Source organism: Aquiluna sp. KACHI24 (assembly GCF_025997915.1).
Lineage (GTDB): Bacteria > Actinomycetota > Actinomycetes > Actinomycetales > Microbacteriaceae > Aquiluna.
In genome coordinates this window covers 1,065,400-1,088,960 of sequence record NZ_AP026677.1, presented here as the reverse complement: position 1 = coordinate 1,088,960, position 23,561 = coordinate 1,065,400, and the positions used below count along the sequence as shown (strand labels likewise).

The 23,561-nt window shown below is 51.7% G+C and carries 22 protein-coding genes and 1 tRNA gene; 14 read left to right on the top strand and 9 right to left on the bottom strand.

Going from position 1 to position 23,561, the window contains the following annotated elements:
• Positions 1-159 precede the first annotated feature (159 nt).
• From OO713_RS05535 to OO713_RS05520, 4 genes are read left to right on the top strand one after another with little or no spacing between them, the layout of a single operon-like run.
• A complete protein-coding gene (locus OO713_RS05535; RefSeq protein WP_264785147.1) occupies positions 160-912 on the top strand; it encodes a hypothetical protein in 753 nt (250 codons plus the stop codon).
• A complete protein-coding gene (locus OO713_RS05530) occupies positions 913-2,424 on the top strand; it encodes an Eco57I restriction-modification methylase domain-containing protein (protein ID WP_264785146.1) in 1,512 nt (503 codons plus the stop codon). It begins immediately after the preceding gene.
• Positions 2,421-5,159, top strand: coding sequence for a GIY-YIG nuclease family protein (locus OO713_RS05525; RefSeq protein ID WP_264785144.1), 2,739 nt, complete (start codon positions 2,421-2,423; stop codon positions 5,157-5,159). The genes OO713_RS05530 and OO713_RS05525 overlap by 4 nt, the downstream gene beginning before the upstream one ends.
• Positions 5,156-6,112, top strand: a complete 957-nt coding sequence (locus OO713_RS05520) for a DUF4268 domain-containing protein (protein ID WP_264785142.1) — start codon at positions 5,156-5,158, stop codon at positions 6,110-6,112. The genes OO713_RS05525 and OO713_RS05520 overlap by 4 nt, the downstream gene beginning before the upstream one ends.
• On the opposite strand, the gene OO713_RS05515 is transcribed toward OO713_RS05520, so the two are convergent.
• Entirely contained in the window at positions 6,109-6,588 is a 480-nt protein-coding gene (locus tag OO713_RS05515) for a hypothetical protein (protein ID WP_264785141.1), read from the bottom strand. The two genes, OO713_RS05520 and OO713_RS05515, sit on opposite strands and share 4 nt — an antisense overlap.
• A gap of 152 nt (positions 6,589-6,740) precedes the next feature.
• Between OO713_RS05515 and OO713_RS05510 the strand changes: the two genes are divergently transcribed.
• From OO713_RS05510 to OO713_RS05500, 3 genes are all read left to right on the top strand, one after another.
• Positions 6,741-7,838: a hypothetical protein gene (locus OO713_RS05510; RefSeq protein ID WP_264785139.1), complete on the top strand. Its 1,098-nt coding sequence runs from the start codon at positions 6,741-6,743 to the stop codon at positions 7,836-7,838.
• 247 nt (positions 7,839-8,085) lie between these two features.
• A tRNA-Thr gene (locus OO713_RS05505) sits at positions 8,086-8,158 on the top strand.
• A gap of 33 nt (positions 8,159-8,191) precedes the next feature.
• Positions 8,192-8,605 (top strand): DUF1801 domain-containing protein, encoded by a 414-nt coding sequence (locus OO713_RS05500; RefSeq protein ID WP_264785137.1) that lies wholly within the window; start codon positions 8,192-8,194, stop codon positions 8,603-8,605.
• Here the strand turns inward: OO713_RS05500 and OO713_RS05495 are convergent.
• The 3 genes from OO713_RS05495 to OO713_RS05485 are packed head-to-tail and all read right to left on the bottom strand — an operon-like array spanning position 8,602 to position 12,084.
• A complete protein-coding gene (locus OO713_RS05495) occupies positions 8,602-8,964 on the bottom strand; it encodes a DUF393 domain-containing protein (RefSeq protein WP_264785136.1) in 363 nt (120 codons plus the stop codon). The two genes, OO713_RS05500 and OO713_RS05495, sit on opposite strands and share 4 nt — an antisense overlap.
• A gap of 33 nt (positions 8,965-8,997) precedes the next feature.
• Complete coding sequence (locus tag OO713_RS05490) at positions 8,998-10,269, bottom strand: hypothetical protein (RefSeq protein ID WP_264785134.1); 1,272 nt, start codon at positions 10,267-10,269, stop codon at positions 8,998-9,000.
• Between the two features lie 39 nt (positions 10,270-10,308).
• The gene (locus tag OO713_RS05485; RefSeq protein WP_264785132.1) at positions 10,309-12,084 is read right to left on the bottom strand and encodes a hypothetical protein; all 1,776 of its coding nucleotides are present in this window, start codon (positions 12,082-12,084) and stop codon (positions 10,309-10,311) included.
• 144 nt (positions 12,085-12,228) lie between these two features.
• Between OO713_RS05485 and OO713_RS05480 the strand changes: the two genes are divergently transcribed.
• The gene (locus OO713_RS05480; protein ID WP_264785131.1) at positions 12,229-13,812 is read left to right on the top strand and encodes a hypothetical protein; all 1,584 of its coding nucleotides are present in this window, start codon (positions 12,229-12,231) and stop codon (positions 13,810-13,812) included.
• 47 nt (positions 13,813-13,859) lie between these two features.
• Here the strand turns inward: OO713_RS05480 and OO713_RS05475 are convergent, their stop codons facing one another.
• The gene (locus tag OO713_RS05475) at positions 13,860-14,777 is read right to left on the bottom strand and encodes a DUF1524 domain-containing protein (RefSeq protein WP_264785129.1); all 918 of its coding nucleotides are present in this window, start codon (positions 14,775-14,777) and stop codon (positions 13,860-13,862) included.
• 79 nt (positions 14,778-14,856) lie between these two features.
• Here OO713_RS05475 and OO713_RS05470 point away from each other — a divergent pair, with 79 nt between their 5' ends.
• Genes OO713_RS05470 through OO713_RS05460 form a run of 3 tightly spaced genes read left to right on the top strand, consistent with a single transcriptional unit; the run spans position 14,857 to position 17,303 of the window.
• Positions 14,857-16,212, top strand: a complete 1,356-nt coding sequence (locus OO713_RS05470; RefSeq protein ID WP_264785127.1) for a potassium transporter TrkG — start codon at positions 14,857-14,859, stop codon at positions 16,210-16,212.
• 27 nt (positions 16,213-16,239) lie between these two features.
• Positions 16,240-16,926: a TrkA family potassium uptake protein gene (locus OO713_RS05465; RefSeq protein WP_264785126.1), complete on the top strand. Its 687-nt coding sequence runs from the start codon at positions 16,240-16,242 to the stop codon at positions 16,924-16,926.
• Positions 16,923-17,303 (top strand): hypothetical protein, encoded by a 381-nt coding sequence (locus OO713_RS05460; RefSeq protein WP_264785124.1) that lies wholly within the window; start codon positions 16,923-16,925, stop codon positions 17,301-17,303. The genes OO713_RS05465 and OO713_RS05460 overlap by 4 nt, the downstream gene beginning before the upstream one ends.
• Here OO713_RS05460 and OO713_RS05455 read toward each other — a convergent pair.
• Positions 17,247-17,777 (bottom strand): copper resistance protein CopC, encoded by a 531-nt coding sequence (locus tag OO713_RS05455; RefSeq protein WP_264785122.1) that lies wholly within the window; start codon positions 17,775-17,777, stop codon positions 17,247-17,249. The two genes, OO713_RS05460 and OO713_RS05455, sit on opposite strands and share 57 nt — an antisense overlap.
• 24 nt (positions 17,778-17,801) lie before the next feature.
• On the opposite strand from OO713_RS05455, the gene OO713_RS05450 reads away from it, so the two are divergent.
• Both OO713_RS05450 and OO713_RS05445 read left to right on the top strand, forming a co-directional pair.
• Entirely contained in the window at positions 17,802-19,163 is a 1,362-nt protein-coding gene (locus OO713_RS05450; RefSeq protein ID WP_264785121.1) for a D-alanyl-D-alanine carboxypeptidase, read from the top strand.
• A complete protein-coding gene (locus tag OO713_RS05445; RefSeq protein ID WP_264785120.1) occupies positions 19,164-19,748 on the top strand; it encodes an isochorismatase family protein in 585 nt (194 codons plus the stop codon).
• Here the strand turns inward: OO713_RS05445 and galK are convergent.
• The gene (galK, locus tag OO713_RS05440) at positions 19,745-20,875 is read right to left on the bottom strand and encodes a galactokinase (protein WP_264785118.1); all 1,131 of its coding nucleotides are present in this window, start codon (positions 20,873-20,875) and stop codon (positions 19,745-19,747) included. The two genes, OO713_RS05445 and galK, sit on opposite strands and share 4 nt — an antisense overlap.
• Complete coding sequence (galT, locus tag OO713_RS05435) at positions 20,872-21,945, bottom strand: galactose-1-phosphate uridylyltransferase (RefSeq protein WP_264785116.1); 1,074 nt, start codon at positions 21,943-21,945, stop codon at positions 20,872-20,874. Before galT ends, galK begins: the two co-directional genes overlap by 4 nt.
• 39 nt (positions 21,946-21,984) lie before the next feature.
• Here galT and OO713_RS05430 point away from each other — a divergent pair, with 39 nt between their 5' ends.
• Complete coding sequence (locus tag OO713_RS05430) at positions 21,985-22,851, top strand: hypothetical protein (RefSeq protein WP_264785114.1); 867 nt, start codon at positions 21,985-21,987, stop codon at positions 22,849-22,851.
• Here the strand turns inward: OO713_RS05430 and OO713_RS05425 are convergent.
• A complete protein-coding gene (locus OO713_RS05425) occupies positions 22,835-23,524 on the bottom strand; it encodes an SDR family NAD(P)-dependent oxidoreductase (RefSeq protein WP_264785112.1) in 690 nt (229 codons plus the stop codon). The two genes, OO713_RS05430 and OO713_RS05425, sit on opposite strands and share 17 nt — an antisense overlap.
• Positions 23,525-23,561 lie beyond the last annotated feature (37 nt).

The window sequence follows — 23,561 nt, the reverse complement described above, 5'->3', positions numbered from 1 at the left end:
ACGATTTCATCGACCAACAATTGAGCCAACACTCGAATCATTAGGTACTGCGGATCAGCCGCGTGAGGGTTCTAACGGGCCCTGCGTAAGGGCGAGGGTCGAAAACGATTTAGGCAGTTGGCTCAAGGAATGTCCGATGCTGCCGCTAAATTTAGGTTGATGAGAGAAACAACCTCCCGCTACTGGGATGAGGGGCTGGTTAAGTCCACGGAGCGAGTGCGCGATGCCGGAGAGGTATTTACTCCCTTCAACATAATTGAAGACATGCTTGACCTGCTTCCTGAGGAGGCTTGGAGTTACCGCCCCAGCAAGACTTACCTAGAACCGAGTTGTGGAAACGGCCGCTTTTTGGTTGTTGTTCTCTACCGGAAATTCGCAGCACTGAAGGGCGTTTTGAAGTCAGAGTCCTCTGAAATAGTCAAAGCGACTTACGCCCTTGAAGCCCTTGCTTCTATTTACGGAATCGATATCTCAGAGGACAACATCCTGGGTCATGAGGACGTTGAGAGTGACGGCGCTCGCAAGCGACTTCTGGAGCACTTCAGGCACCTCTGTCTTGACCTATTTGACCCTGTCTACCTTGAGAGTCTCACCGCTGCCGCGGAGTGGATTCTTGAGCACAATGTGCTTATAGGCAACATGCTGGAGTCTGATTCCAATGGCAAACCAACTAATCGGGATGAGATGCCAATCCCGGAGTACAAATGGGACTTCGAGCAAGGGCGAGTTGAGATTCGCTTTCACAAGTGGGGCGAGATTCAAGAGGCCAATCGACCCAAGGATGACGGGATGCTCGACATTTTCGGAGCCTCTGAACCTCAAATGCACTGGGATGGCTATGTGAGTGACTTGGGCTCTGCCCCTCGTGTAACTTGGAAACCAAAGGGCATTATTCGTCGGGGGACAAGATAGATGCTGAATTCCTACAACAACACTAAAGAGCCAGACATCCTTGAGGTCATCGCGGATTTATCTAACGATGAGGTCTTCACACCACCCTCGGTTGCGAAGCAAATGCTCGATCTTCTACCAGCGGATGTTTGGAGGAATCCCTCGCTCCGCTGGATTGACCCGTTTACAAAGACCGGAGTCTTTCTTCGTGAGATTACCAAGCGATTGCTTGTCGGCCTCAAGGACGAGATTCCAGAAGAGCAGCAGCGCTTAGAACACATTCTGCGGAACATGGTTTTTGGAGTGGCGATAACAGAATTAACTAGCCTTGTGAGCCGGCGCTCTCTGTATTGCTCAAAGTGGGCAAACAGCGACAAGTCAGTCGTCAAGTTCCCAAGTGACCAAGGGAATTTGATTTACAAAAGGGTCGAACACGTGTTTTTTCGAGGTAGGTGCTCAGAATGCCTGGCCGCGGAAGCAGACCAGGGTGGAGGGGCTGAAACAGAAAACTATGCTTACGCCCTTCTCCACCAAGAAGGACGAAGATTTATCGAGAAGGAGATTGGTTTGAAGTTTGATATTGTGGTTGGAAACCCCCCGTATCAATCAGACGATGAGTCAGACTCACCATCATCATCCCCAATTTACAATCTTTTTGTAGATCAGGCTATGAGACTGTCTCCCCAATACCTCAGCATGATTATTCCCTCGCGTTGGATGGTGGGGGGGAAGGGGCTGGACTCGTTTCGCCAGTCTATGTTGTCGGATAAGCGCCTCGTCAAGATTGTTGACTACCAAAATGCCGCCGAGGTATTTCCCCAAGTCGGCATAAATGGTGGCATTTGTTACTTCCTATGGGAAGCGAATCACGACGGCGACTGCACAGTAACTTCCCACTTCCTGGGGGAAGAGCGAACGGCTTTGAGGAAACTGGATAAATACGACGTTCTTCTTCGAGATTATCGTGCGGAGGCTATCGTTGACAAAGTGGCAACTTTTGAGTCCATCGAGGACCTAGTTTCGGCGAGAAAACCATTTGGGCTAGCAACAAATTTCTCTGGGCACAAAGTCAGCAAGCCGGGAGATCTCCCTCTTCTCGAAAGGACGGGAAAAACATGGGTTACCAAAACAGAGATTCAGACCGGGCTAGATTTTGTTCCCTCCTGGAAGGTCGCGATCCGCAGAGCTGGGTCTGGCCGTGAACGGGAAAAAAGTGCCTTCGATACGGTAATTTTCAAGCCAGAAATGCTTGGTCCGAATTGGGTTTGTACCGAAACCTTTTTGCTAATTGGGCCTCTGAAAAGCGAAGATGAGGCAAAGTCGGTCGCTAGCTACGTTGCGACCAAATTCTTTAGGTTCCTTGTATCCCTTCGAAAGGCTGGTCAAGATGCTCCGCGCGGAACCTACAAATGGGTTCCGAGAGTTACCTTCGACAGGATTTGGACAGATGCAGAGTTGGTTAATATGTTCGGCCTAACTGACAGCGAATGGCAATTGATCGACAGTCGCATCAAGGAAATGGTCCTTGAATGACGAAGATAGGGCAGTCTACTAGGTACCCAAAAATATATGTGTACTCACTTCCCGCTTACGCCGAGGACCCCTGGCAAGGCAAAAGACAAGGGACTGGATTAGTCAAGGTTGGTGACACCGACAGGGATGTTTCAGTGCGAATACGCGAGCAGTTAAATGCAGTGAAAATGCCAGCGGAGTCCCCCTATGAACTTTTGCTTGTGGAATCCGCCATAACAGAGTCAGGCGAGGCGTTTAGGGATCACAGTGTCCACAAAGCACTTCAACAAGCGGGAGTTCACAGAAGAGATGGTGAATGGTTCGAGTGCACAGTTGACGAAGTTAGGACCGCAATAGCATCTGTAAAAGCAGGCGCAAAACTCGAAAGCGTCAGAACCAGGCTTGACTTCAAGCCCAGGCCAGAGCAGGAGCGCGCGGTTCGGGAAACGGCTGCCTATTTTCGAAGGGCTTCACAGACTGAGTCCGCCCCTCATTTCCTGTGGAACGCAAAAATGCGATTTGGTAAGACCTTCACCTCTTACCAGCTCGCAAGAGAAATGGGTTGGAAGAGAATCCTAGTTCTCACTTATAAGCCTGCTGTTGAGACAAATTGGCGGGAGGACCTTTATGGCCACATTGATTTCGAGGGCTGGGAGTTCAAGGGGAAGAGCGACCCCATTCCTGACTTATCTATGAATCGTCCGCTGGTCTGGTTCGCCTCCTTTCAGGATGTTCTTGGGAAGGATGCCAATGGGCAACCTAAGGCGAAAAATGAGGGTCTTTATGAGGTTGAGTGGGATGCAGTCATTGTCGATGAGTATCACTTCGGTGCATGGAGGGATGCAGCGAGATCTATCTATTTAGAGGATAAAGAGGCTGGGACCTCTGGCGACTCAAGTGAAGCCAAGGAGTTGGATACGCCTGATTTGGATTCGGACTTCAAGGAGGACCTTGAGGCGACTATCCCATTCAAGGTAAACCACTACCTTTACTTGTCGGGCACCCCATTCAGGGCCCTCACCGAAGGCGAATTCCTTGAGAATCAAGTTTTCAACTGGACCTACTCGGATGAGCAGTCTGCAAAAAAGAACTGGTCAGAAGATAAACCCAATCCGTATCTCGGGCTTCCGGAGATGGTCTTGATGACCTATGAAATGCCTGATGCACTCCGAGAGGTGGCTCTGAATAACAAGTCTGAATTCTCACTCACCGAGTTCTTCAAGACAGAGAAATCAGAGTCCGGAGCGCCTAAGTTCAAGCACGAACGAGACGTTCAGAAATGGCTCGACTTGCTCCGAGGACAGGACCTCAACTCCCTTTGGGCAAATGTTGCCAATCAGAAGAGGCCTCCACTGCCTTTTGAGAATCTTGATCTCTTGACCGCGCTTCAGCACACCGTGTGGTATCTGCCAAGCGTGGACTCTTGCTATGCGATGGCTGACCTCCTAAGGGCTCAACACAACACTTTCTTTAGAGACTATGAAATAGTCGTGGCTGCCGGTTCGAAGGCAGGAATTGGTGACAAAGCACTCCCACCAGTTGAAAAAGCGATCGGCTCCTCACCTCAGGATCGAAAGTCAATCACACTTTCATGTGGAAAGCTCATGACTGGGGTGACTGTCAAGGCTTGGACGGGCATTTTTATGCTCAGAGAGCTAAAGAGTCCAGAATCTTACTTCCAGGCCGCTTTCCGAGTTCAATCACCTTGGGTCACTTCTTACATCGACACTGAATTGGGCGGTGAGAAAGAGGTCGTCCAAAAAGAACGTTGCTTCGTCTTGGACTTTTCTCCTAACCGGGCCTTGCGCCAAATCGTTGACTACGCAACCCGCTTGAAGTCCGAGGTGGCCTCTGAGAAGGACGACGAGCAAGCCATCGCCGAATTCATGGAGTTCTTACCTGTCCTGAGCTTTGATGGTTACGCGATGAGCCAGCTCAAAGCCGGCGATGTCATCGACTATCTAACTCGCGGAGTCTCCTCCTCGATGCTTGCTCGAAGGTGGAACTCACCCGAGCTAATCAACTTGGACATCAAGTCGATGGAAAACATCCTCGCGAATCCTGGGCTGCTTGAGTCACTTGAGCAAATTGAGATGTTTAGAAACATTGGTAACGACCTCACCGCCATGATTTCCAGCCACAAGGAACTCAGGCCTAAGAAGCTCACTAAAGAGCCACTGAACGAGAGAGAAAAGAAAATCAAGGATGAGTCGGCGAAGCGCAGGGAGAATCTAAAGCAAAAGCTTAGAAGATTCATCACGCGAATCCCGGCATTTATGTATCTCACCGATGACAGAGAGAGAACCATCAAAGACATCATTGAGCAGGTCGAGCCAGATCTCTTTGTGAAAGTCACCGGGCTGTCGATTAAAGACTTCAAGCAACTTGTCGACTGCAGGGTTTTCAATGACTCCAAGATGGATGATGCTGTCTGGAAATTTAGGTCGTTCGAGAATCCAAGCCTTTCATACTTCCACGAGGAAGCTCCGGAGACCCTTGGCGGGTGGAGACTTACCAGGGAAGAGAAGTTCGCTGCCCTTATTCAGCGTGGCCTTTTGAATGAAGGGGACGAACTTGTGTTTGTCCCAGCCGGAACTTCAGCTTTTGTGACCGACGACTTTGGTTTGCTTATTGATGGAATTCGGTATGCCGGTCCCGTTGAAGCAGCGAAAGCACTCGGTTTAGATGATGAGACAGAATCCTGGAAAAGCTGGAGGCTTGGGGACAAGACACTAAAGCAGGTGATGTTGGGATGAACACGAAAATTGGACGCATTCAGGAAGTCGATCTTCGGTCAGTGTGGCCACACGAAGCGCTGTCCTTCACCCCTTGGCTTGAAGAGAACCCACAGGAACTTGGTGAACTTCTAGGTCTGGACCTGGACCTTTCCAAAGAACATCCAATCGGTTCTTTTTCTCTCGACCTTGTTGGCACTGATCTGGCTTCCGGTCGATCGGTGATAATCGAGAATCAATTGGAGAAGTCAAACCACTCACATCTTGGTCAACTGCTCACCTACGCCGGGGGCGTTCGACCTCAGATTGTCGTGTGGGTTGCAAAGCAAATCCGGGAAGAGCATCGAGCAGCTCTCAACTGGCTGAATTCGGTTACCGATAATGAGACTCACTTTTTTGGGGTTGAAGTTCGGGCAATAAAAATCGGAGATTCTCTTCCAGCGCCGATGCTGGACTTGGTTGTCGAGCCAAACGTTTGGGGCAAACAAGTGCGTGAATCCGCGTCAAAGGCCAGCCGCTCCGACCGATTGAATGCCTACGGGGAATTCTGGGAAAGCCTAATTGCCGAGCTTGGCGATGAGTATCCGGATCTTCGGGAGCGGACTGCCTGGGCTCGCTCATATTTCCCGACATTCACCGGATTTGCGGACCTTTCGCTGAACTTGGTCTTCTCAGGAAAAGGGCTACGGGTCGAGTTGTACTTCGGAAGCAGAGATCCGGAGAAGAGCGCAAAGCGTTTTGATGCTGTGAATGAAGTCCAATCTCAGCTTCAACAGTTGACGACCTCCAAGCTCGTTTTCGAGCCTCTAGAGGGAAAGATTGCATCGCGAATCTCAATCTATGGCTCCGTTGCCGACGTGGAAGATCGTGGGGCTTGGCAGACCTATAGAAACTGGTTTGCAAAAGAATATGCGGAGCTTCGGAAAGTCGTGTCCTCACCCGTCTTTAAATCAGCCATAAAAACCGTAGGCTAGGCATCCTCGTCTTCGGATTCCTCGTCTTCGTATATCCAAATGTCGTCAAAGTCGTTGGGGAAAGAAGCAAGCGGATAGGCGTAAAACTTGTCATCTAGCAGGCAGTGCAGCCAGCGGGTTTTGTTGACTTCGTCGGGAAAACAATGGCCCACCATGTACTTCCCAAAGTGTTCGCCGTACAGACGATTGGGAAGTTGGTCAAACCATCGAATCCAACGGAATGCTTTGGGCCTAGGCGTGAAATCGGAGTCCGAGATCAAATCTGGAGAATTCCAATCGATGTCCCTAAAGTGATGCAACAGCTGATCTGGGTAAACCTGAACCGAGAAAGGGAAAAGCTCATCTCTGGGATCCAGCCTCATGTCTCCGTGCTCATCCAGTCCCAACAAATCAAGTGACGCATAGTCAGATACTTGCAGGGTGATGAGCGGGGTTGATGTTTCTAGCAAGAATTGTGGTTCTCTGCTTAGTCTCACTAGCCCGTTGGGAATCTGAACAATCACTTCTTGCCTTTCTATTCAATCAATAATGCTCACTCGGGTAGGACGGCACTCTGTTGAATTCTGCAGGCCTTGTCAGCAACAGTCAGTGACTCCGTTCGCACATTCTTCCGGGGAGGCTAATCGAGGTGTCCGACATTGTTTTGAAGAAAGGTCTTCTCAAGGCTTATGAGGAAATTATCAAACGAGCATGCAGGCACAATTCACTCCACCGAACCTATATAAATCGGATAAATTCTTTTTTGAACGAGCTGAAAGTAGGGGGAAAGATGCTTGAGCTAAGGGCGATATTAGACAGCTTTGCAGAATTCAAGGGAATTCCATCTGGCATTGAAGATTACGAACTCGAGCCCACAGATGGAAACTCGTCTGAAGGGTCAAGTAGCTTGCTTTTCGAGAGCGAACTGACAACTGTTTACAAGGCAAGGCCGTTGATGATTAGTCTCGTCTCCGCCGAGATAGACCCAATGTTCCGCACTTTCGGACCTATGGCTGACTTGCGGATGAAAATGGGGCTAGGGGAGATTATTCACCCAGAAAGAGCCAATGAGGACATTGCAAGGGCCCGGGAGGATTTCGCTCCAATCCTCGACGCTCAGGAGTATGGCAAGTTTGAGTTCTTAACTTGGGAGGACGAGGAAGGAAGTAGTTTTGTAGGCGTCTCACTGGCTGCTTCGGGTGTGAGTTTTAGTGGTGACCACGTTGAGACATTGGATTTTTATCTTCAGTGGCTCTCATTTGCTGGAAAATCCCTACTGAAGTCGTCGGTCGGCTCATTCAGAGAGTGGGAAGAACCCAAAGCCGTCAACTACCACAGCCTAATTTGGCAAGCAGCTGAATCTTACGACCGGCTTTTCAAAATAGGGTCAACCCGTTATCTTGAATCGGCGCTCGAACCAATGGATTGGGGAATAGAGGGGGCTTCTTGGGATGACCCAGAGTCCATTCCTAAAGAATTCTTACAGGCAGAGTTCCTTGAGAAAGCAGTCTGGGAAGGCGTCGAGCTCCTGGATACAGAGGAAGTTCGATGGAGAGTGTTTGACAAGGTTGCAGCGGAGCTTAACTTAGTTGGGACGCCTTATTCGGATGAGGATCAAATGTTATGGATCGTGAACAACGAGATTGTGACCGCGGGTGCAATATTTATGAGCATAAATTCGGGGCTCACTGGCGGAAGTAGGGAATGGTTCAAAATACCTGACGGTGCTTCCGAGTACCTAGAGTGACTAAGCATCTCCTGTGCCGACTGAGTGGGCAGGATTCTTATCCGCTGCACTCCCTTGGGTTTGGCTAACCTAGCCTCTGGAATTCTTAGGTCCGAGATTAAGCAGAAACTCAGCACTTTATTAGAACGCAGCGAGACATCCTGAATCAGTCCGACGATCCCTTTTGGATGGGGTGTACGCACCAACTAAAATGAACGCAGGGCCACAAGCCCGGAACGCCAGGAATGTGGCGGGACTTTGTTTTTTCGCCACCCTAGCTCAGTCGGTAGAGCAGCTCCCTCGTAAAGAGCAGGTCGAGAGTTCGATTCTCTCAGGTGGCTCTGGGGGAATTAGGCTCCTAAGGAAGAGGCAAAGTGGCTGACCAGGTATTTACCGATGAAGAAAAGGCCGCAATGCGAGAGCGTGCCAGAGAGGCACGCGAATTCAAGAAGCTCTCGGGCGAGGAGCAAGTCCAGCGCAAAATAGCTGAGATGGACGCACATGATCAAAAGTTGGCCCAGCGAATCCATGAGCTCGTGCTGGGAGTATCGGACAAGATCACCACTCGCACCTGGTATGGCATGCCTGCCTACTACGTCAACGACAAAGTCATTTGCTTTTATCAGTCAGCAAGCAAGTTCAAGGTTCGCTACTCAACCTTCGGTTTCCAAGAAGCTGCCAACCTGGATGACGGAACTTTCTGGCCCACTAGTTACGCGCTAACTGAACTTTCCCCTGCGGTGGAAGCCCAGATTGTTTCCTTGGTGAAGCAAGCAATCACGGTTTAACGCTCAAGTTTGCAGGCCGGTGTCCCGCCAGGAAGACGATGCCTGTTCTTAGCCACCAGCAAGTAAACCAACTCGGCAAAGCTCAAAATCACCGGGGTCTTGATAAACCATCCGGCTAGCACCCAGGTTGTCTTTGATGCAATGAGTGCCTCTGCTATGGCACGCGCCCCTTGATATCTCTCACCAGCGATAAGGAATTGAACCGCAGCTTCGGCATCCTGTCTTGGGACACCAACTTGCTCTAGGTTCAAGAATTGATAGGGCTTGATGGGGACTCGATGCCTTGTGATTTTTTCCAAAAACCGCGCCGATGTTGAACAAAATGAGCAGTCGCCGTCAAAGATGAATAGAGAGCTCATGACTCTCTAAACCGTTCAAACTCGTCGCGCATTTCACCTTGAGGAAATTAGAGAAATCTTATTTGCACTTGTCGATTTAGAGACTTGAACCACATTGATGGTCGTCTTAAGGTCCTTGTCTATTAACTTTGCGAATTCGCAGATTGCTCCGGCTTGCCGCTGCGCTAGTTCTCTATTCTCCGACTGAAGATAAGTCGAATTGCAAACGATTGACCTGGCCTTTGTTTGACCAAGAATGGTTCGAACCTGAGCCTGCTGAGACTTTGAAATCTTTGAGGAGTTCTTCGCAAACGACGAGATGGACTTGGTAACCGGTTTACTGGCAGCAACAACCTGAATTGTCGGAGCGGAATAGTGGAAGCCATGGGCTTCAATTCGAATCATGCCTTTGAATCTGCCAACCACAGTCGTGGCAGTCTGGTAGCTACCGTCCTCGTTTTGAACAAAAACCTGAATTGACGCGGCGGAGCTGAGCGAGTTTTGAGGCCACTTGCAGTTTAGGTAGGACTCTGGCATCCAAAGTCTGAAATAACCAACTACTGGTTTGCCCAGAGCGTCGGCATGGGGTGATTGGATGGCGAAGTTAAGTGACCTAGAAGATTGATCCCAAAAGGGCATTCCAGCCCCAGGTGCATTGTGCGATTCAACCGTAAACCCCTTATCTCCGCAGGTCTCATCGAAATAGCTTCCGCCCTTGCCAAGGTGATGCACTAGGAAGTGAAGTCGGTGCGAGGTGAAGTCAGCCTTAGCATCGCTTTTCATCTTTTCGTCCCAGTCGCCGTTGTAATAGGAGATGGATTGCTGCCTGCCAGAGAAGACCCATCGGGTGCCTCCTGGAATCTTCTGAATTTCGTAATCAGCCTCAACTGCATGTAGCTGGATATCCTGGGGCTTGAGCCAGCTGGTCCTGATTCGAATCTCGAAACGGTGATCCTTCAGCTCAGGTCCTGAGATGTATGTGCGCAAGGATGAACCAACATGCTTAGAACCGTCGGGCCTGACGCCAATGACCATCTTTGGAGATTGCAACTCCACAGCAATTGATATTTCCTGACCTTGGTAATCGAATACCTCAACTCCGCCGTGGTGAACGTTCCCATTAGCATCAGTCCGAATATCGCTGGACCTGAATCCGATGTGGCTGAGGGCCTTTGACTCAGGCTCAAGAATTGAGAAGCTCTCTATGCAGTCCAGCTGAGTGTCGCTAGTGCAAATCTGCAGATTGACCGTCATCGGTTTGGTTGTGTCCAAGTCCGGCTGCACTGCGACAGCTGGGGCAGCGCCTGCTCCTAATCCCAAGAGCATGGCAAAAAGGCTCGACCTAAACTTCAAAACTTCCCCCTGCTAGTCGATTTTTATTGAAACTCTATTGCCCAGGGTTGCATTCTTGGTGAGTTGCGCGGCAATCGATGTTTGAAGTTCCCCGCTCGATTTAGAAAGCTGTCCGCAGGCAGTCTTCGCCCTCTGAAGCGCAAGGCCTCGGTCGCGTGGACTCAAGTACCAGCCAGTGCAGAAGACCGCAGAGTGGCCTGACACTTTGGATGCAAGAGCGGTGAGTTCTAGCTTTTGCTTGGAGTTCAATTTGCCTGACTTAGAGTCAAAGCGGGACAGCGACAACTTCAGAGTCGGTGGTTTGGCTTGAGTCAGCTCTACCTTGATGTTCTTTTCGGAAAAGGTGAATCCGTAGGCTGCAAGATTTAGCCACCCATTCTTCTCATTCACAACAGTTGAGGCCACGACCGCTTCACCCTGTTCTGTCAGCACTTGAATTTTCGCGGAAATAGGTGCTGATGAGAAACCGTATAGACAGCGAGCTATGTCAGATCGCATCACTAGGTCATATGTTCCACGATTGAGGGTTTTGCCATCAGGCGCATAGTGGAGGCCAGCCACCTTGTAGGTCAACTGCCCATTTTCGAAACCGGGCGCGGTCCCGTCGTATGCGGTCGCATTTGTTGAAACTACGCCGAGCACGCCCTCAGCTTTCGCAAAACAGGGTTGGTTTCCAAGGGGAATGCTCTCCATAGACCACATTGTGGATGTGCCGGCGGCAGTGTCGTTAACTGCGTTGCGCATGCCCTCCAAAACGGTGTAGGTCCTCTCACCTCCGGTTGCAAAGACCTGTTTTGAGCTATTGCCCTCGAATAGCTCGCCACCACCTCCGCCACTTCCGCGAGGAAAGAGCTTTTGGACAGATTCGGGTGTGTTGGTAGCGTCTGCGTAGACGTGGAATCTTGGAACTTGCACTGGCTTCCCAGAAATGGAAATGCGATTTGCCTTGCTGCTGAATTTTTCAATTGAGAGTTCTGGTTCGGTAATTCTTCCCCGGAACCACCCACTTAGTTGGTTGGAGGCACGAATGGTCAATTTGATATCCGGTGTCCCCACAAAGTCAGCGGCTTTGCCACACAAACCTTCATCTGACCAAATGCAACCCGGCGGTAGACCACCATAGACCTTGGTCAGGCCATTCACGTCCTTGCCTTCTCGATCAAATGGTGGCTTGAAGTTTCCCTTTGTTTCTGCATAAGGGGTGATGCTTAAATCCAATGAGATGGTCTGGAACTTCTTTTCAAATTGGTTGAAGTTCTGCCTCGATCTGACGCTGACGGCATAGGTTTCCGTGCTTGCAGAGTTAGTTACCCCCGGCACAGTCCAGAGCGATACGAGACCGCCAGGCTCAATCCCTAGTTCCGGGATTGCACCGAACTTATCTCCGCCTGCGTAGGTCGTGTGAGTGGCCTCGATAACGACGTTGGATAAGGAAAAGGTCAAAGACTCAACACAAAACTCGTCTGCTTCTGATTCGCAGACCGGAAGTATGTTTGAGCCGAAGAAATCTGCACCACTTGCTGCGAAATTGCAGGGGTAGTCTCCTGCCAGGATCTTCTCATTCGGGCACAGGTAGTTGTTTGCCGATTCGTAGCCATACTGACCGGGTGGAAAAACTAGTGCCTCTCGCCTAGAGTCCCAGTTCCCCTCTGTGAGTTCCCAGATGTTGATTATGCTCTGGCCCACCTGCGCGGTTTGGCTGGAGGGAACCTCGTAGCTAGATGATTCAGCTGAGGCTGGCGTTGGCACCAAGACCGCGGCGACAACTAAAGCCAGGAACCTTTTCATTTCAAACCTCCACAGACCAAAAGTTAGTTGATGTTCGGAGCCTGCGCGTTAGCCAAAAAAGGGGACAGCCATTTATCAGCCAATCCATTGTTTGAGGGCTATTCAGGTAGTAGACATAGAGAAGTTTCATTCCTAGGGGGATAAATGCGCTCATCAATTCGAAGAATTGCAGCCGGTCTAGCCACAGCAGCGTTGCTGGCCACCGGTCTGGTCGCCTCATCACTGCCAGCGTCTGCAGAGGACATAAATGTTCCGAAGGTCGCCTGGCCGGCCTGTGACGATTTCCGTACTGATTTTTGTATTGAGTCCGTGAAGGTGCAGCCGCTTGGAACCAAGACCGCCCTTGAGCTCAAGTTCGAGAAGACCAAGGTTGCTGCGGCCCCAACCCCGTCAGTCCCAGACACCTCTTCAAATGCTGTTTCTGGCTCAGCAACCGTCTCGACTCCTATCACTCCAGTCGTTGAGCGAGTCGCAGGAAAGAGCTCAGCGGGTGTATGGACCCACGAAAACTGGGAAACCTATGGCCTGAACGCGGCAGGTTACGACGGACTCATCATTGACATTAAGTCTGCGACCCCGTTTACTAACGACATCTTCTTCACCGCTTACCCAGGTATGTTTGATGCCTCCGGGAAGCCGTCAATTGCTCTAAAGCCAGGGGCTGCACAGCTTGCACTTGATCTGGACGTCGATACCAAAATCACCTTGGTCGCGCGAATCGGTGCAGTCAAGACTGGTATCTCGATCGGTATCGCTAACAACCTGTCAAAGCAGACCGAGCTTGGCACCGAGGCTAATCCTGGCAAGCTCGTCATGAGCGGAACCCCAGTTCCAGTCCCACAGGTTTCATCATCCCGTCAGTGTGAAGGTGAGACTGGCGTAGCTTCTGCAGTAACCACAACGATGCAGGGCTTCGTTGTGGTTGAGACTGAGACCAGCGGTTTCGGTGTTGATGGACTTTCCGGAAGAATGGCCATTTCAACCAACGGTGCTGCCTGTGGCGCATCCTCACCAGTCTGGGATGACGCCAGTGAGTCGCTCACTTGGCAGGCTGCAGCCCCTCACTTTGGCCCAGATGGGGTAACCGTAAACAAGGGCTTCTACAAGGCCATCATTCCAGCAAACGATGCACTACTTCTATGGGGACTTCAGGACCCAAAGAAGGTCGCCTCTGCTCTTAGCTTGACTGTTACCGCGGAGGCCGGTGGCGCTGCGGCTGTTGAGTCTCGCCGAATTTCTTACCTGCAGGGAAACATCATCATTGAGGTTGCTGGATTCGAGTACTCCAAGCCAAAGATTCAGATCAAGAAGGTCGCTTCATACAAGGGTTTCGCGAAGCCGAAGACTCTGACCTGCGTGGACCCACTGACCAAGAAGAAGGCTGTTTTCAAGGATGCCTACGCATGCCCTAAGGCACCCTCCAAGCCAGTTCAGAACTTCGTGACTAGCGCTTTTGCTAACACCAAGTCCACCATCACCGCAGCACACCAGGCAAACGTCAAGGGTTACATGAAGAATTTCCCTGAGGCGTCTACCTTCATCTGTACCGGTGTCCACAAGGTCAACGCTTCGGCATCCGAGATTTCGATTGCCAAGAAGCGCGCTGAAGCGATTTGTGCCTACGCAAAATCGTTAGACAAGTCGCTTTCATACACTTCGCTCGCTCAGGCATCTAGTTCTGCTGGTTACCAGAACAAAGTGCTGATCACGATGCGTAGCGGGGAGTAACCAACTCCTTCGAGAAACCCAGGGCCCGGGCAGGCCCTGGGTTTTCTTTATTCGCAGACAGTTCCATCAGAGTCACCGTCTCGATACCAGTCATATTCGGGGTCGACTCCCGAAACATATGGGCCAAAGCCTGCAGCAATAGCTGCTTTGCAAGTGTCGAATCTTGGATCGAGTTCGCCTTTTGATGGCTTTTGGGTGATAGGCGAACCCTTGGTCACCTCAGCCTTATTGGGTAATTCATTATCAATGTCGCACTCAGGCACGATCTCGGCAAGCGCTAGAGCCTCCTGGCTATCAATGCTCAGGCTCCAGCGATACTTCACGGCCATCCAGTCGAAGGCGTATTGGCACTGGTAGTTCTGGTTATAGGGGAGCCAGCTAGCTGGATCTTTGTCCGACTTAGCCCTGTTGCTCGCTGCCGTTACGGCGATCAAGCTCCCTGGAAAACCAAGGTCGTTGGCAAATCGCTTTCTGGTGTTTGAATCCCAAGCGTGAGCGCCAGAGCGCCATGCCTCAGCCAGCGGCACTAGGTGATCGATGTCGAGATCCGATGCATCGGCAATCGACCTATTGTCATAAACAGATACCCACCGGCCAGACACCTGGCAGTTGCCTGATACTCCAGGCTCGATAACGCTCTCAATAATCAAAACTTCTCTTCTTGTGTTGCAGCCATCCGAGTCTGCATCTATCCAGTGCTGGAATAGGTCGCGATCGTAGCCAGATGTGAACTCGTCTTGGATTGTTAGCTCACTGAGAAGAAGCTCAAGCGTGTTTTCTGATCCTGGCTCGCCAGCTTGGGAGACGGTTTGCGAGGAGGTGACCACTGTCGGTTCGGTGCTGGATGGCGATGGGTTCGAGGTCTTGGTTTGTTGGGGTTTAGTTGAAGTTGGGGGAGTTGGAGCAGGTGTGATCGAGCAGCCGCTTAGCAGCAATGCGGCCAACGCAAGCGCGATAGGTTTCAAGTTGCCATCCCCAACTGACGACTATTTCTAAGCCTAGGCGTATAGTTTCAGGGTGAGTTCTCAAAAGAGTTCGCAGCACATGCACCCAACACGCATTGTTGCACTCGCTTTCACCGCGGTCATCGCTATTGGTACAGCGCTACTCATGTTGCCAATCGCAAGCAAAGACGGCCGTTCATTAGATTTCTTCGACGCACTATTTACCTCAGTTTCAGCGGTCACCGTGACAGGTTTGGCCACCATAGACACTGAGCTTCACTGGACCATGTTTGGGCATGTGGTTATCGGACTGCTAATTCAAATTGGTGGTTTTGGAATTGTTGGATTTGCATCGCTCGTTGCATACCTGCTTGATGGACGTATCTCGCTGAGAAACAAGCTCTCAACCAGCTCCGAAGCTTCTTTGAATGCACCTGATATCAAGTCACTGCTAAAGAACATTGCTCAACTGATGTTGGGGTTTCAGCTTGTGCTGTTTGTTTTTCTTTTCATCAGATTCCTGACCCACTACGACTACTCCTGGCAAGACGCTCTGGGCCACGGCGTATTCCATGCCATCTCTAGTTTCAATAACGCAGGCTTCGCGCTCTATAGCGACAGCATGATGGGCTTTGCCCGCGACGGTTGGGTGATTGTTCCGGTTTTCACCATCGTTTTTATTGCCAGCCTCGGGTTCCCGGTATTGGTTGAGGTGATTGGTCGTCTTGTCGAAAAGGTCAAGGGTCGTTTCAACTCAGATTTCAAGGGAACGTACCCAAGACAGTGGTCACTAAACTCAAGAATCATTCTCTGGTCTAGCTTTGCCCTGCTGGGATCGGGAACCCTGTTTGTAGCGTTGCTTGAGTGGAATAACCCTGGAACTCTGGGTCCATTGAACACGATGGACAAAATCTGGGATTCAATCTTTGCCTCGGTGATGCCAAGAACTGCAGGTTTCAACGCTCTCGACATTTCACAAATGAACCCGGCTACCTGGCTCGGTACCGAAATCTTGATGTTTATCGGTGGTGCCAGTGCTTCGACCGCCGGTGGTATCAAGCTGGGAACCTTCGTCGTCCTGCTATTTGTGGTTTATACGGAAATTCGCGGTGAGGCGGCGGTAAACATCGGCAACCGTCGCCTTCCTCGCTCTATGCAGCGCCAAGCGCTAGCCATCGTCACCATCGCAGCCTTGGTTGTGATCGCAGCAACGATGCTGTTGCGCTTGACCACCGACTTCACCCTGGATCAAATCTTGTTTGAGGTTGTCAGCGCAACGGGAACGGTCGGCCTCTCAACTGGCATAACTGCTGCTATGCCGGATCACGGCAAATTCCTGCTGTCACTGCTCATGCTTTTTGGTCGCCTTGGACCAGTTGTTGTAGCGACTTCGCTTGCTTTTAGAAAGAGCAAGCGACACTTTGAGTATCCACAAGAGCGTCCGTTAATCGGCTAGGTTCAAGAAAGAACAGAACGGCAAATCATGTCCACAAATCGCAAGCGTCGCAGTTTCAACTCCGCAACCTTTGTAGTTATTGGTCTCGGGCGTTTCGGCTCGGCTTTGGCTCGTGAACTAGTGAATTCAGGTCACGAGGTCTTGGGTATCGACTTTGATGAGAAGCTCGTACAGCAGCTCGCCTCTGAACTAACCCACGTGGTCAAGGCGGACACCACTGACGAAGCTGTGCTAACCGAGCTAGGTATCAAGGACTTTGACACTGCCATGGTTGCAATTGGTGCAGACATCGAAGCCAGCATTTTGACCACCTCGCTACTTCTGCAGCTTGGCGTGAAGAACGTTTGGGCCAAGGCCAACTCCGAGTCGCACGGTCGAATTCTGCGCCAGCTCGGTGCCCACCACGTGATTTTCCCTGAGGATGACATGGGTAAGCGAGTAGCTCACATGGTCTCCGGCGAAACTTTGGAGTACGTCCCAATCGACGAAGACTTCGTCATGGTGAAGACCTACGTCCCGCATGTTTTTGATGGCATGCCGCTCTCCGAGGCCAAGATCCGTGCCACCTACGGCGTCACGGTGGTAGCAACCTCATCTGGTGATGGCAAATACACCCCGGCTTTCCCAGAGACCATCCTGCGCTCTGGGCACCAAATAGTTGTAGCGGGTCCAAAGGATCCGTTGGATGAGTTCTGCCAACTAGACCACGAATGAGATTAGCTCTCGCAATAGCCCTGGCTCTTGGGTTAGTTAGCGCTTCACAGTGGTACTACCAGCCCAGTGTTGAAACCAGCATTGCCGGTGCACTGGTCATGGTCCTGCTTCTTGTAGTGGTTAGCTGGAGCGCAACGCGGTTTGGTACATCGCTACAAGGTGTCTTCAAAACCCTCGTTGTCGGATTGGTTTCAGGCCTTATGTTCTCCCAGGCGATGGACATCAGCTACGCGATTCTGGCAGCCCCTGCAGGTGGTCGGTTTGGGTTTCCCTGGGAGCTAATCGCAGTAGGTTTACTGCTCACTCTGCTGGCTCAGCTACTAGCTTTTGCGCTTGGGACGAAGGTAGAAAAACAGACCGACAGCCACGAGTCCTAGCGACACCCACAGCAGCCAGTAACCGAACTCTGGTGCCGAGTCAGCGGCGTCAGATATCAAGACCGGATCCTCGCAGGGCACTGATTCAAAGCTTCGATCAGCTACAAAGCCGGTGCCGTTGACGAGTGTGAAGCCAAAGCTGTCTGTGATCGGGTGTCCATCAGATGAGACCACCCGCCACGCAACCTGGTATTCACCAGGTTGATCCAGTTCGATTTCCAAAGAAGCGTTTCGCTTATCGACCAAGGCGCAGCCTTTGTTCAAAAGCTCACCTTCAGGTCCGGTTACCAAAATCTCGGCACCTGAACCACTAAGAACTAAGAGGTCATTATTGAAGTCGAGGCTTATCTTTACTCGACCTGCTTCGACCACTGAATTAACAGCTGGGGTCTGGTCAACCAACTGCTCATGGGCACTCGCTGGTAGGGGGGCAGCGAGCAGCGACAGGGCAAGCAGAACGCGAATAAGCTTCATGCGTAAAAGCTTAGGTGGAGGATCGTGAAGCAGAGACTAATCGGAATTGCCTCGGGGTTGGTGGTTGGACTTGTTGGTTTGGCTCTGCTGCTTGTGGGGCCACTTAGCCCAAATCGCGCTCCATCACAATCCCAGGTCGCTACTACCAGTGAAACTGCCACCGCGGTAGTTACTGAGAGTGAACCAGTTTCGACCTCAGTTGAGGTTGAGCCCTGTTTGGTGACCGAACTAGAAGAGGATCCTCTAATCGTGAACCTGCAGGCGCAGGTTAGAGACGCATCAACCTCAGCAGTTATTTATGACCGCTCCGGTTCGATTGCTGCAAGGCCGGCTTCGGTTCAAAAATTGCTAACCGCAGCCGCTGCTCTGAAGGTTTTGGGTCCGAACTACACCGCGACCACCAGGGTCTATCAAGATCAGGCCAATAAGTCCGTTATTTACCTGGTTGGTGGCGGCGACCCGACGATCACTCGACTCGCAGAGGGTACTCAATCTGTTTATCGAAACGCACCCAAGCTAGACGTCCTGGCCGCTCAGGCGATTCGTGCATTGGGCGGTGTATCAATTTCTAAGGTCGTGGTTGACAGCTCACTCTATGGCGGCCCATCCGGTGAATATCTTGCGGTTTGGGACAAGCGAGGTTTGAGTGAGGGTTATCAGCCCTACATCTCTGCACTGCAAGTGGATGGTGACAGAGAGAATCCTGCCAAGTTGAGTTCAAAGCGCAGCACTGACCCAGTGAAGCGAGCCGGAGATTGGTTCAAACGTTCATTGGGCAGTGCTGCGAAGTCAGCTGTCATCGAAAAGGGTGTCACGCCACCAAGTGCCAAAGAGATTGCCAAGATTTCCTCTCGCCCAATAGTCGAGTGGATTGACTACATGCTCGAGGTCAGCGACAACACCACCGCCGAGGCACTGGCACGACTGGTGTCTATTGACCTAGGTCTTGGCGGTGGATCTGGAACTCTGACTGAGGCGTTTCAAAAGGCTCTTAGCGGCACAGGTCTGAACCTCTCGGGTATCAAGCTCGAAGATGGCTCTGGCCTCTCTCGCTACAACCAGGTATCACCAGCACTTGTAAACGACTTACTCACCCTTATTCCAAAAGACCCTGAGCTATCGGTAATGCTCACCGGCTTTCCAGTAGCCGGATCACCTGGTTCGCTCTCAGATCGCTTCACCGAGCTAACCGGGGATGTGGTGGCCAAGACCGGTTGGATCAGAACCGGCTACACCTTGGCTGGGTATCTCAACCTGCCAGATGGCAACCAGTTGATTTTCACCGCCTACAACCTGGCCGATTCGGTCTCGCTTGAGAACCGAGCTGCGCTAGATAGATTGGTTGCAGGTTTCTACAACTGTGGCACCGCATTGAGGGATAGGTAGATGGCTAAGGCACTTCTCATCATCGATGTTCAGGTTGATTTCTGTGAGGGCGGAGCACTTGCATGCAACGGGGGAGCCGCGGCAGCAACTCGCATCTCTAACTATTTGGTGGAGTCCAAGTCGGACTATGACTTTGTGATTGCCTCTAGGGATTGGCACACACCTAATCACCCTAACCAGGGGCATTTCCCAGCCGCTGGCGAAGAACCAGATTTTGTGACGACCTGGCCACTGCACTGCATAGCTGGAGAGCCAGGGGCTGAGTATCACGAGAACCTGCGCGCTGACCTCATCGATATCCACATCAAAAAGGGTCAGGGAGCAAACGGCTATTCAATCTTTGAAGGTAGTGCCGAGGACGGCGAAACATTCAAAGACCTCATTCAAAGATTGAACATCACCCAGGTTGATGTCGTCGGTATTGCGACGGATTACTGCGTGCGGGCCTCATCGTTGGATTCCAAGAATGCAGGTCTCGAGGTACGGGTAATCACATCGCTAACAGCGGGTGTAGCACCAGCAAGCATCGAGGCAGCGATAGATGAAATGGTTGATGCAGGAATCTCGGTAGTTCCCGCGGCTTAGCGCTCTTTGCGTGCACCTTCAGAGGGCACAACTGCAAAGACCTTTGGTTCGCCATAACCCTTGGCGGCAAAGGCGGACTTGCAGTTTTCCTCAAGCGCAGGAAGCAATCCCTTGTCGATGACAGCGATAGCCGCACCACCAAAACCGCCACCGGTCATTCTTGAACCGACAGCTCCGGTTCGCATCGCGACCTCGACTGCTAGATCCAACTCTTCGATGGAGATTTCGAAGTCGTGAGCCATTGAGTCGTGGGATGCGAGGAGTAACTCTCCGAACTGCTTCATGTCTCCTGCGGCCAGGGCCCGAATGCTGTCCAGCACCCGCTGGTTCTCAGTGACAATGTGACGAACACGCCGGAAGTCAACATCAGATAGTTCTGACTGAGCCCTGGGAAGATCTTCAACACTCAAGCCGCGCAGCGAGCTGACACCCATAGTTTTCGCTCCGCGCTCGCAAGACTCACGACGGACACGATAGCCACCATCTGAATGACGGTGAGCAACTTGGGTATCCATGACAGCGACAACCAAGTTTCTTGGTTCGAGGTTAAGTGGGATGGATTTTGCCTCGAGTGACTGGCAGTCCAAAAATACGGCCGAGTCAGCTTCAGCCAGCATTGAAGCCGTTTGATCCATCATGCCGGTTGGAGCACCCACAACCTGGTTCTCTGCCTTTTGACCCAAAAGCGCAATCTCTTGCTTGGTTCTTCCGGCATCCCAAATTTCATTCAGAGCAATGCCGATTGCACACTCGATGGCAGCAGATGAAGATAGTCCGCTGCCCACCGGGACATCGGACACGAAGAATGCGTCAAACCCGCCCTTGGCCCACTCGCGAATCACCCAGGCAACACCTAGCGGGTAGAGCGCCCAGTCTATGTCGGTTGGGATTGTGGTCAGGTCTGTCTCGTATGTCTTTCCGTCGATGTCCGAGCTAACCCGGCAAGTGGCGTCTTCGCGAGGGGACAGCGCAACATAGGTCCGCTTGTCGATTCCAAAGGGGAGCACAAAGCCCTCGTTGTAGTCGGTGTGCTCACCGATTAGGTTTGCTCGACCGGGCGCGGACCAAACTCCCAGAGGTTCATATCCAAATGCTGCCTCGAACCCCGCTACTGCTTTTTCAATCAACTCAAAACCTCACGCAACCGCTTCGCGGTTTCCTCTGGGGCGATGTCGCCTACGAAAGCACCCATGGCCGCTTCGGAACCTGCGAGGAACTTGAGCTTGTCCTCACCACGTCTAGGTGAGGTGATCTGCAACATCAGCCTTAGCCACTCACGGTTTTGAATCTTTGGTGCCTGATGCCAGGCTGCGATGTATGGGGTTCTGGTGGGGTAGAGCCTGTCTAATCCGCCCAGCAGTTTTTTGTAAAAGACTGCGAGATCGTCCGCCTCGGCGTCAGTTAGCTCAGAAAGGTCTTGGACATTGCGCTTTGGTAGGGCGTGGATTTCAATTGGCCAGCGCGCGGCAAATGGCACATAGGCCACAAAGTATTCGCTTTCCAGAACAACGCGACCTGAGGTTAGTTCAAAATCAAGTAGCTCCTGGAAAAAGTTTGCTCCGTGGGCAAAAACATTTGCCACTAAGCGCTGAGTCCGCGGGGTGACAAATGGATATGAGTAAATCTGCCCGTGCGGATGGTGCAGCGTTACGCCGATCTCCTCACCGCGGTTTTCAAATGGGAAGACCTGGACGACGCCTTCGATCTCGTAGAGCTCGCGGGTGCGGTCCATCCAGGCACCGATCACGGTTCGCACTCTCTCAACCGGCATTTCGCTGAGGCTGCCCTCGTGCTCTGGTGAGAAAACCACTACCTCGCACCTACCGAAAGCGGTGGTAGAGAAACCAAATGGCGAACTTGGCTGTTCAATTTCGCCAGCGGCTGGCCCGAAGGCCGGGCCCTTGTTTTCGAAAACCGCAACGTCAAAGTTGTCTGGAAGTTCAGAGAGGTTCTCAGCGCTGGTTGGGCAAAGCGGACAAGCGTGAGCAGGCGGAAGGAAGACTCTTTGCTGACGGTGAGATGCGATGGTGATCCACTCTCCCGTTAGCGGGTCAAATCTCAGGTCAGCGGTTTGTGGACGCTCAGCGGTTTCTCGAAGATCCGGCTTGCGCTCCAGAGGAAGGGTAGAAGTTGCATCATCAAAATAGAACAGATCCCGACCATCAAAGAGCTTTGCTCTAATCCGCGTCTTCGCCACTTGATCTACCTCTTACCTGAAGGTCACTAGAGTGTTTGCGTGATACCGAGCAAACCCCCACTGCAACCACACATTTCCCTGGTCTCAGAGAATGGCACAAGTATTGCAGAATTTTCGGTTTTTGGTGGTTCTGTTACGAATTTGTCGCTTTTTGGAAGAACGCTGATCCCGAGACCCGGAATCGAAGATCCAATCAGTGCGGTTTTCGGCTCAATTCTGGCCCCTTGGCCAAACCGCCTCGCTGGCGGCACTTTTCAACTTGAGTCCAAGACTCATACCTTTGGGCCATTGGACAAAGATCAGAACCTCAATCACGGCCTAATGCTGAGGACCCCGCTTGAGTATCAGCTGGAAGACTCAGCGATTACTTTTGTGCACCAGTTTTTGAAGACCGATTTTGGTTTTGAGATCGATTTGCGAGTGCGTTATGAGCTAACTCGAACTGGCCTCGAAGTCACGGCCGTAGCGAAAAATCTTGACGAAGTACCTGCACCTTTTGCAATTGGTTTTCACCCCTACTTCAAAATCCCAGGCACCTCAAGGCTCACGGCGTCGGTAACAAAGGCATTCCAGACCAACGATCGCATGATTCCAATCGCGAGCCAAGAAATCCCGGGGTTAGAGATTCAGCTGCCCCAAACCACCGAACTGGACAATGGCTTCTATGGCGAGGGTTGGACTCTGAGGTTAGTGGGTGAAGAGTTTGGCTTTGAAATCACCCAGCAGAACCTCGACCACCTGATGCTGTATCGACCATCTCCGTCGCTTTTTGAAGACGGCTCTGAGGGCATCGCGATCGAGCCGCAGTCTGCTCCTGCGAACGCATTCAACAGCGAGTTGGATCAGCACCTGTTGGCACCGGGAGAGGCTAAGACCTTCGCTTTTCAGATCAGAATGCTCGGCTAGCTAGCTCTTTCTCATCAGCCTCAATAGCTGAAACGATTCTCGCGGCCACGTGCTCCGGGGTCATGCCCTGCGGGAACGAAGGTGCAACACCCTGAATCGCTCGAGTCGCAAGACCAGTCTCGGTATGACCGGGGTTAGCTGAGATAACCCGAATTCCATCTCGGCGCCATTCACGCTTCAGGGCCTCTAGGAAGCCAGCAATTGCGGTCTTGGATGAGCTATAGGCAGCCAAGTTTGGAAGCGGTGACTCTGCAACCACACCCGTGATATTGACAATCACCGGTTCATTTCCAGCTGCAGCCGATGCAGCCAACATCGGGTGCAGCTGGCTTAGAAGCTGAACTGGACCAGAGAAGTTGACCTGGGTAAGGCGCTTGATAGTCTCGAGGCTCAGATCAGAGGCTGGGCCAAAGGCGACCACGCCTGAGGCATTGATGATGCCGTCGATTTGTGTTGAACCCTTGAGGTAATCGGTCAGCGTGGTGACGCTGTCTGGGTTTTGGTAATCCAACAGCAGTCGCACTTCGGCAACTGCGGGCACTTTGGCAGCGCTGTCATTGCTGGTCGCAGTTGCCAGCACACTCACTCCTTTGGAGTGCAGAAGCTTGACTAGCTCTCCACCCAGTACTCCTGATCCGCCGATAACCAAAAACCGCTTGCCGCTTAGATTCATGCTTTGGGTCAACAGCTTCTAATCCGGCACTATTTCC

Bases quoted from the DNA above. Each gene is read 5' to 3' on its own strand.
- OO713_RS05460 (WP_264785124.1), top strand. From the start codon at position 16,923: ATGAGATTAGCTCTCGCAATAGCCCTGGCTCTTGGGTTAGTTAGCGCT.
- OO713_RS05530 (WP_264785146.1), top strand. From the start codon at position 913: ATGCTGAATTCCTACAACAACACTAAAGAGCCAGACATCCTTGAGGTC.
- OO713_RS05480 (WP_264785131.1), top strand. From the start codon at position 12,229: ATGCGCTCATCAATTCGAAGAATTGCAGCCGGTCTAGCCACAGCAGCG.
- OO713_RS05455 (WP_264785122.1), bottom strand. From the start codon at position 17,777: ATGAAGCTTATTCGCGTTCTGCTTGCCCTGTCGCTGCTCGCTGCCCCC.
- OO713_RS05465 (WP_264785126.1), top strand. From the start codon at position 16,240: ATGTCCACAAATCGCAAGCGTCGCAGTTTCAACTCCGCAACCTTTGTA.
- OO713_RS05425 (WP_264785112.1), bottom strand. From the start codon at position 23,524: ATGAATCTAAGCGGCAAGCGGTTTTTGGTTATCGGCGGATCAGGAGTA.
- OO713_RS05520 (WP_264785142.1), top strand. From the start codon at position 5,156: ATGAACACGAAAATTGGACGCATTCAGGAAGTCGATCTTCGGTCAGTG.
- OO713_RS05445 (WP_264785120.1), top strand. From the start codon at position 19,164: ATGGCTAAGGCACTTCTCATCATCGATGTTCAGGTTGATTTCTGTGAG.
- OO713_RS05485 (WP_264785132.1), bottom strand. From the start codon at position 12,084: ATGAAAAGGTTCCTGGCTTTAGTTGTCGCCGCGGTCTTGGTGCCAACG.
- OO713_RS05525 (WP_264785144.1), top strand. From the start codon at position 2,421: ATGACGAAGATAGGGCAGTCTACTAGGTACCCAAAAATATATGTGTAC.
- OO713_RS05470 (WP_264785127.1), top strand. From the start codon at position 14,857: ATGCACCCAACACGCATTGTTGCACTCGCTTTCACCGCGGTCATCGCT.
- OO713_RS05535 (WP_264785147.1), top strand. From the start codon at position 160: ATGAGAGAAACAACCTCCCGCTACTGGGATGAGGGGCTGGTTAAGTCC.
- OO713_RS05490 (WP_264785134.1), bottom strand. From the start codon at position 10,269: ATGCTCTTGGGATTAGGAGCAGGCGCTGCCCCAGCTGTCGCAGTGCAG.
- OO713_RS05495 (WP_264785136.1), bottom strand. From the start codon at position 8,964: ATGAGCTCTCTATTCATCTTTGACGGCGACTGCTCATTTTGTTCAACA.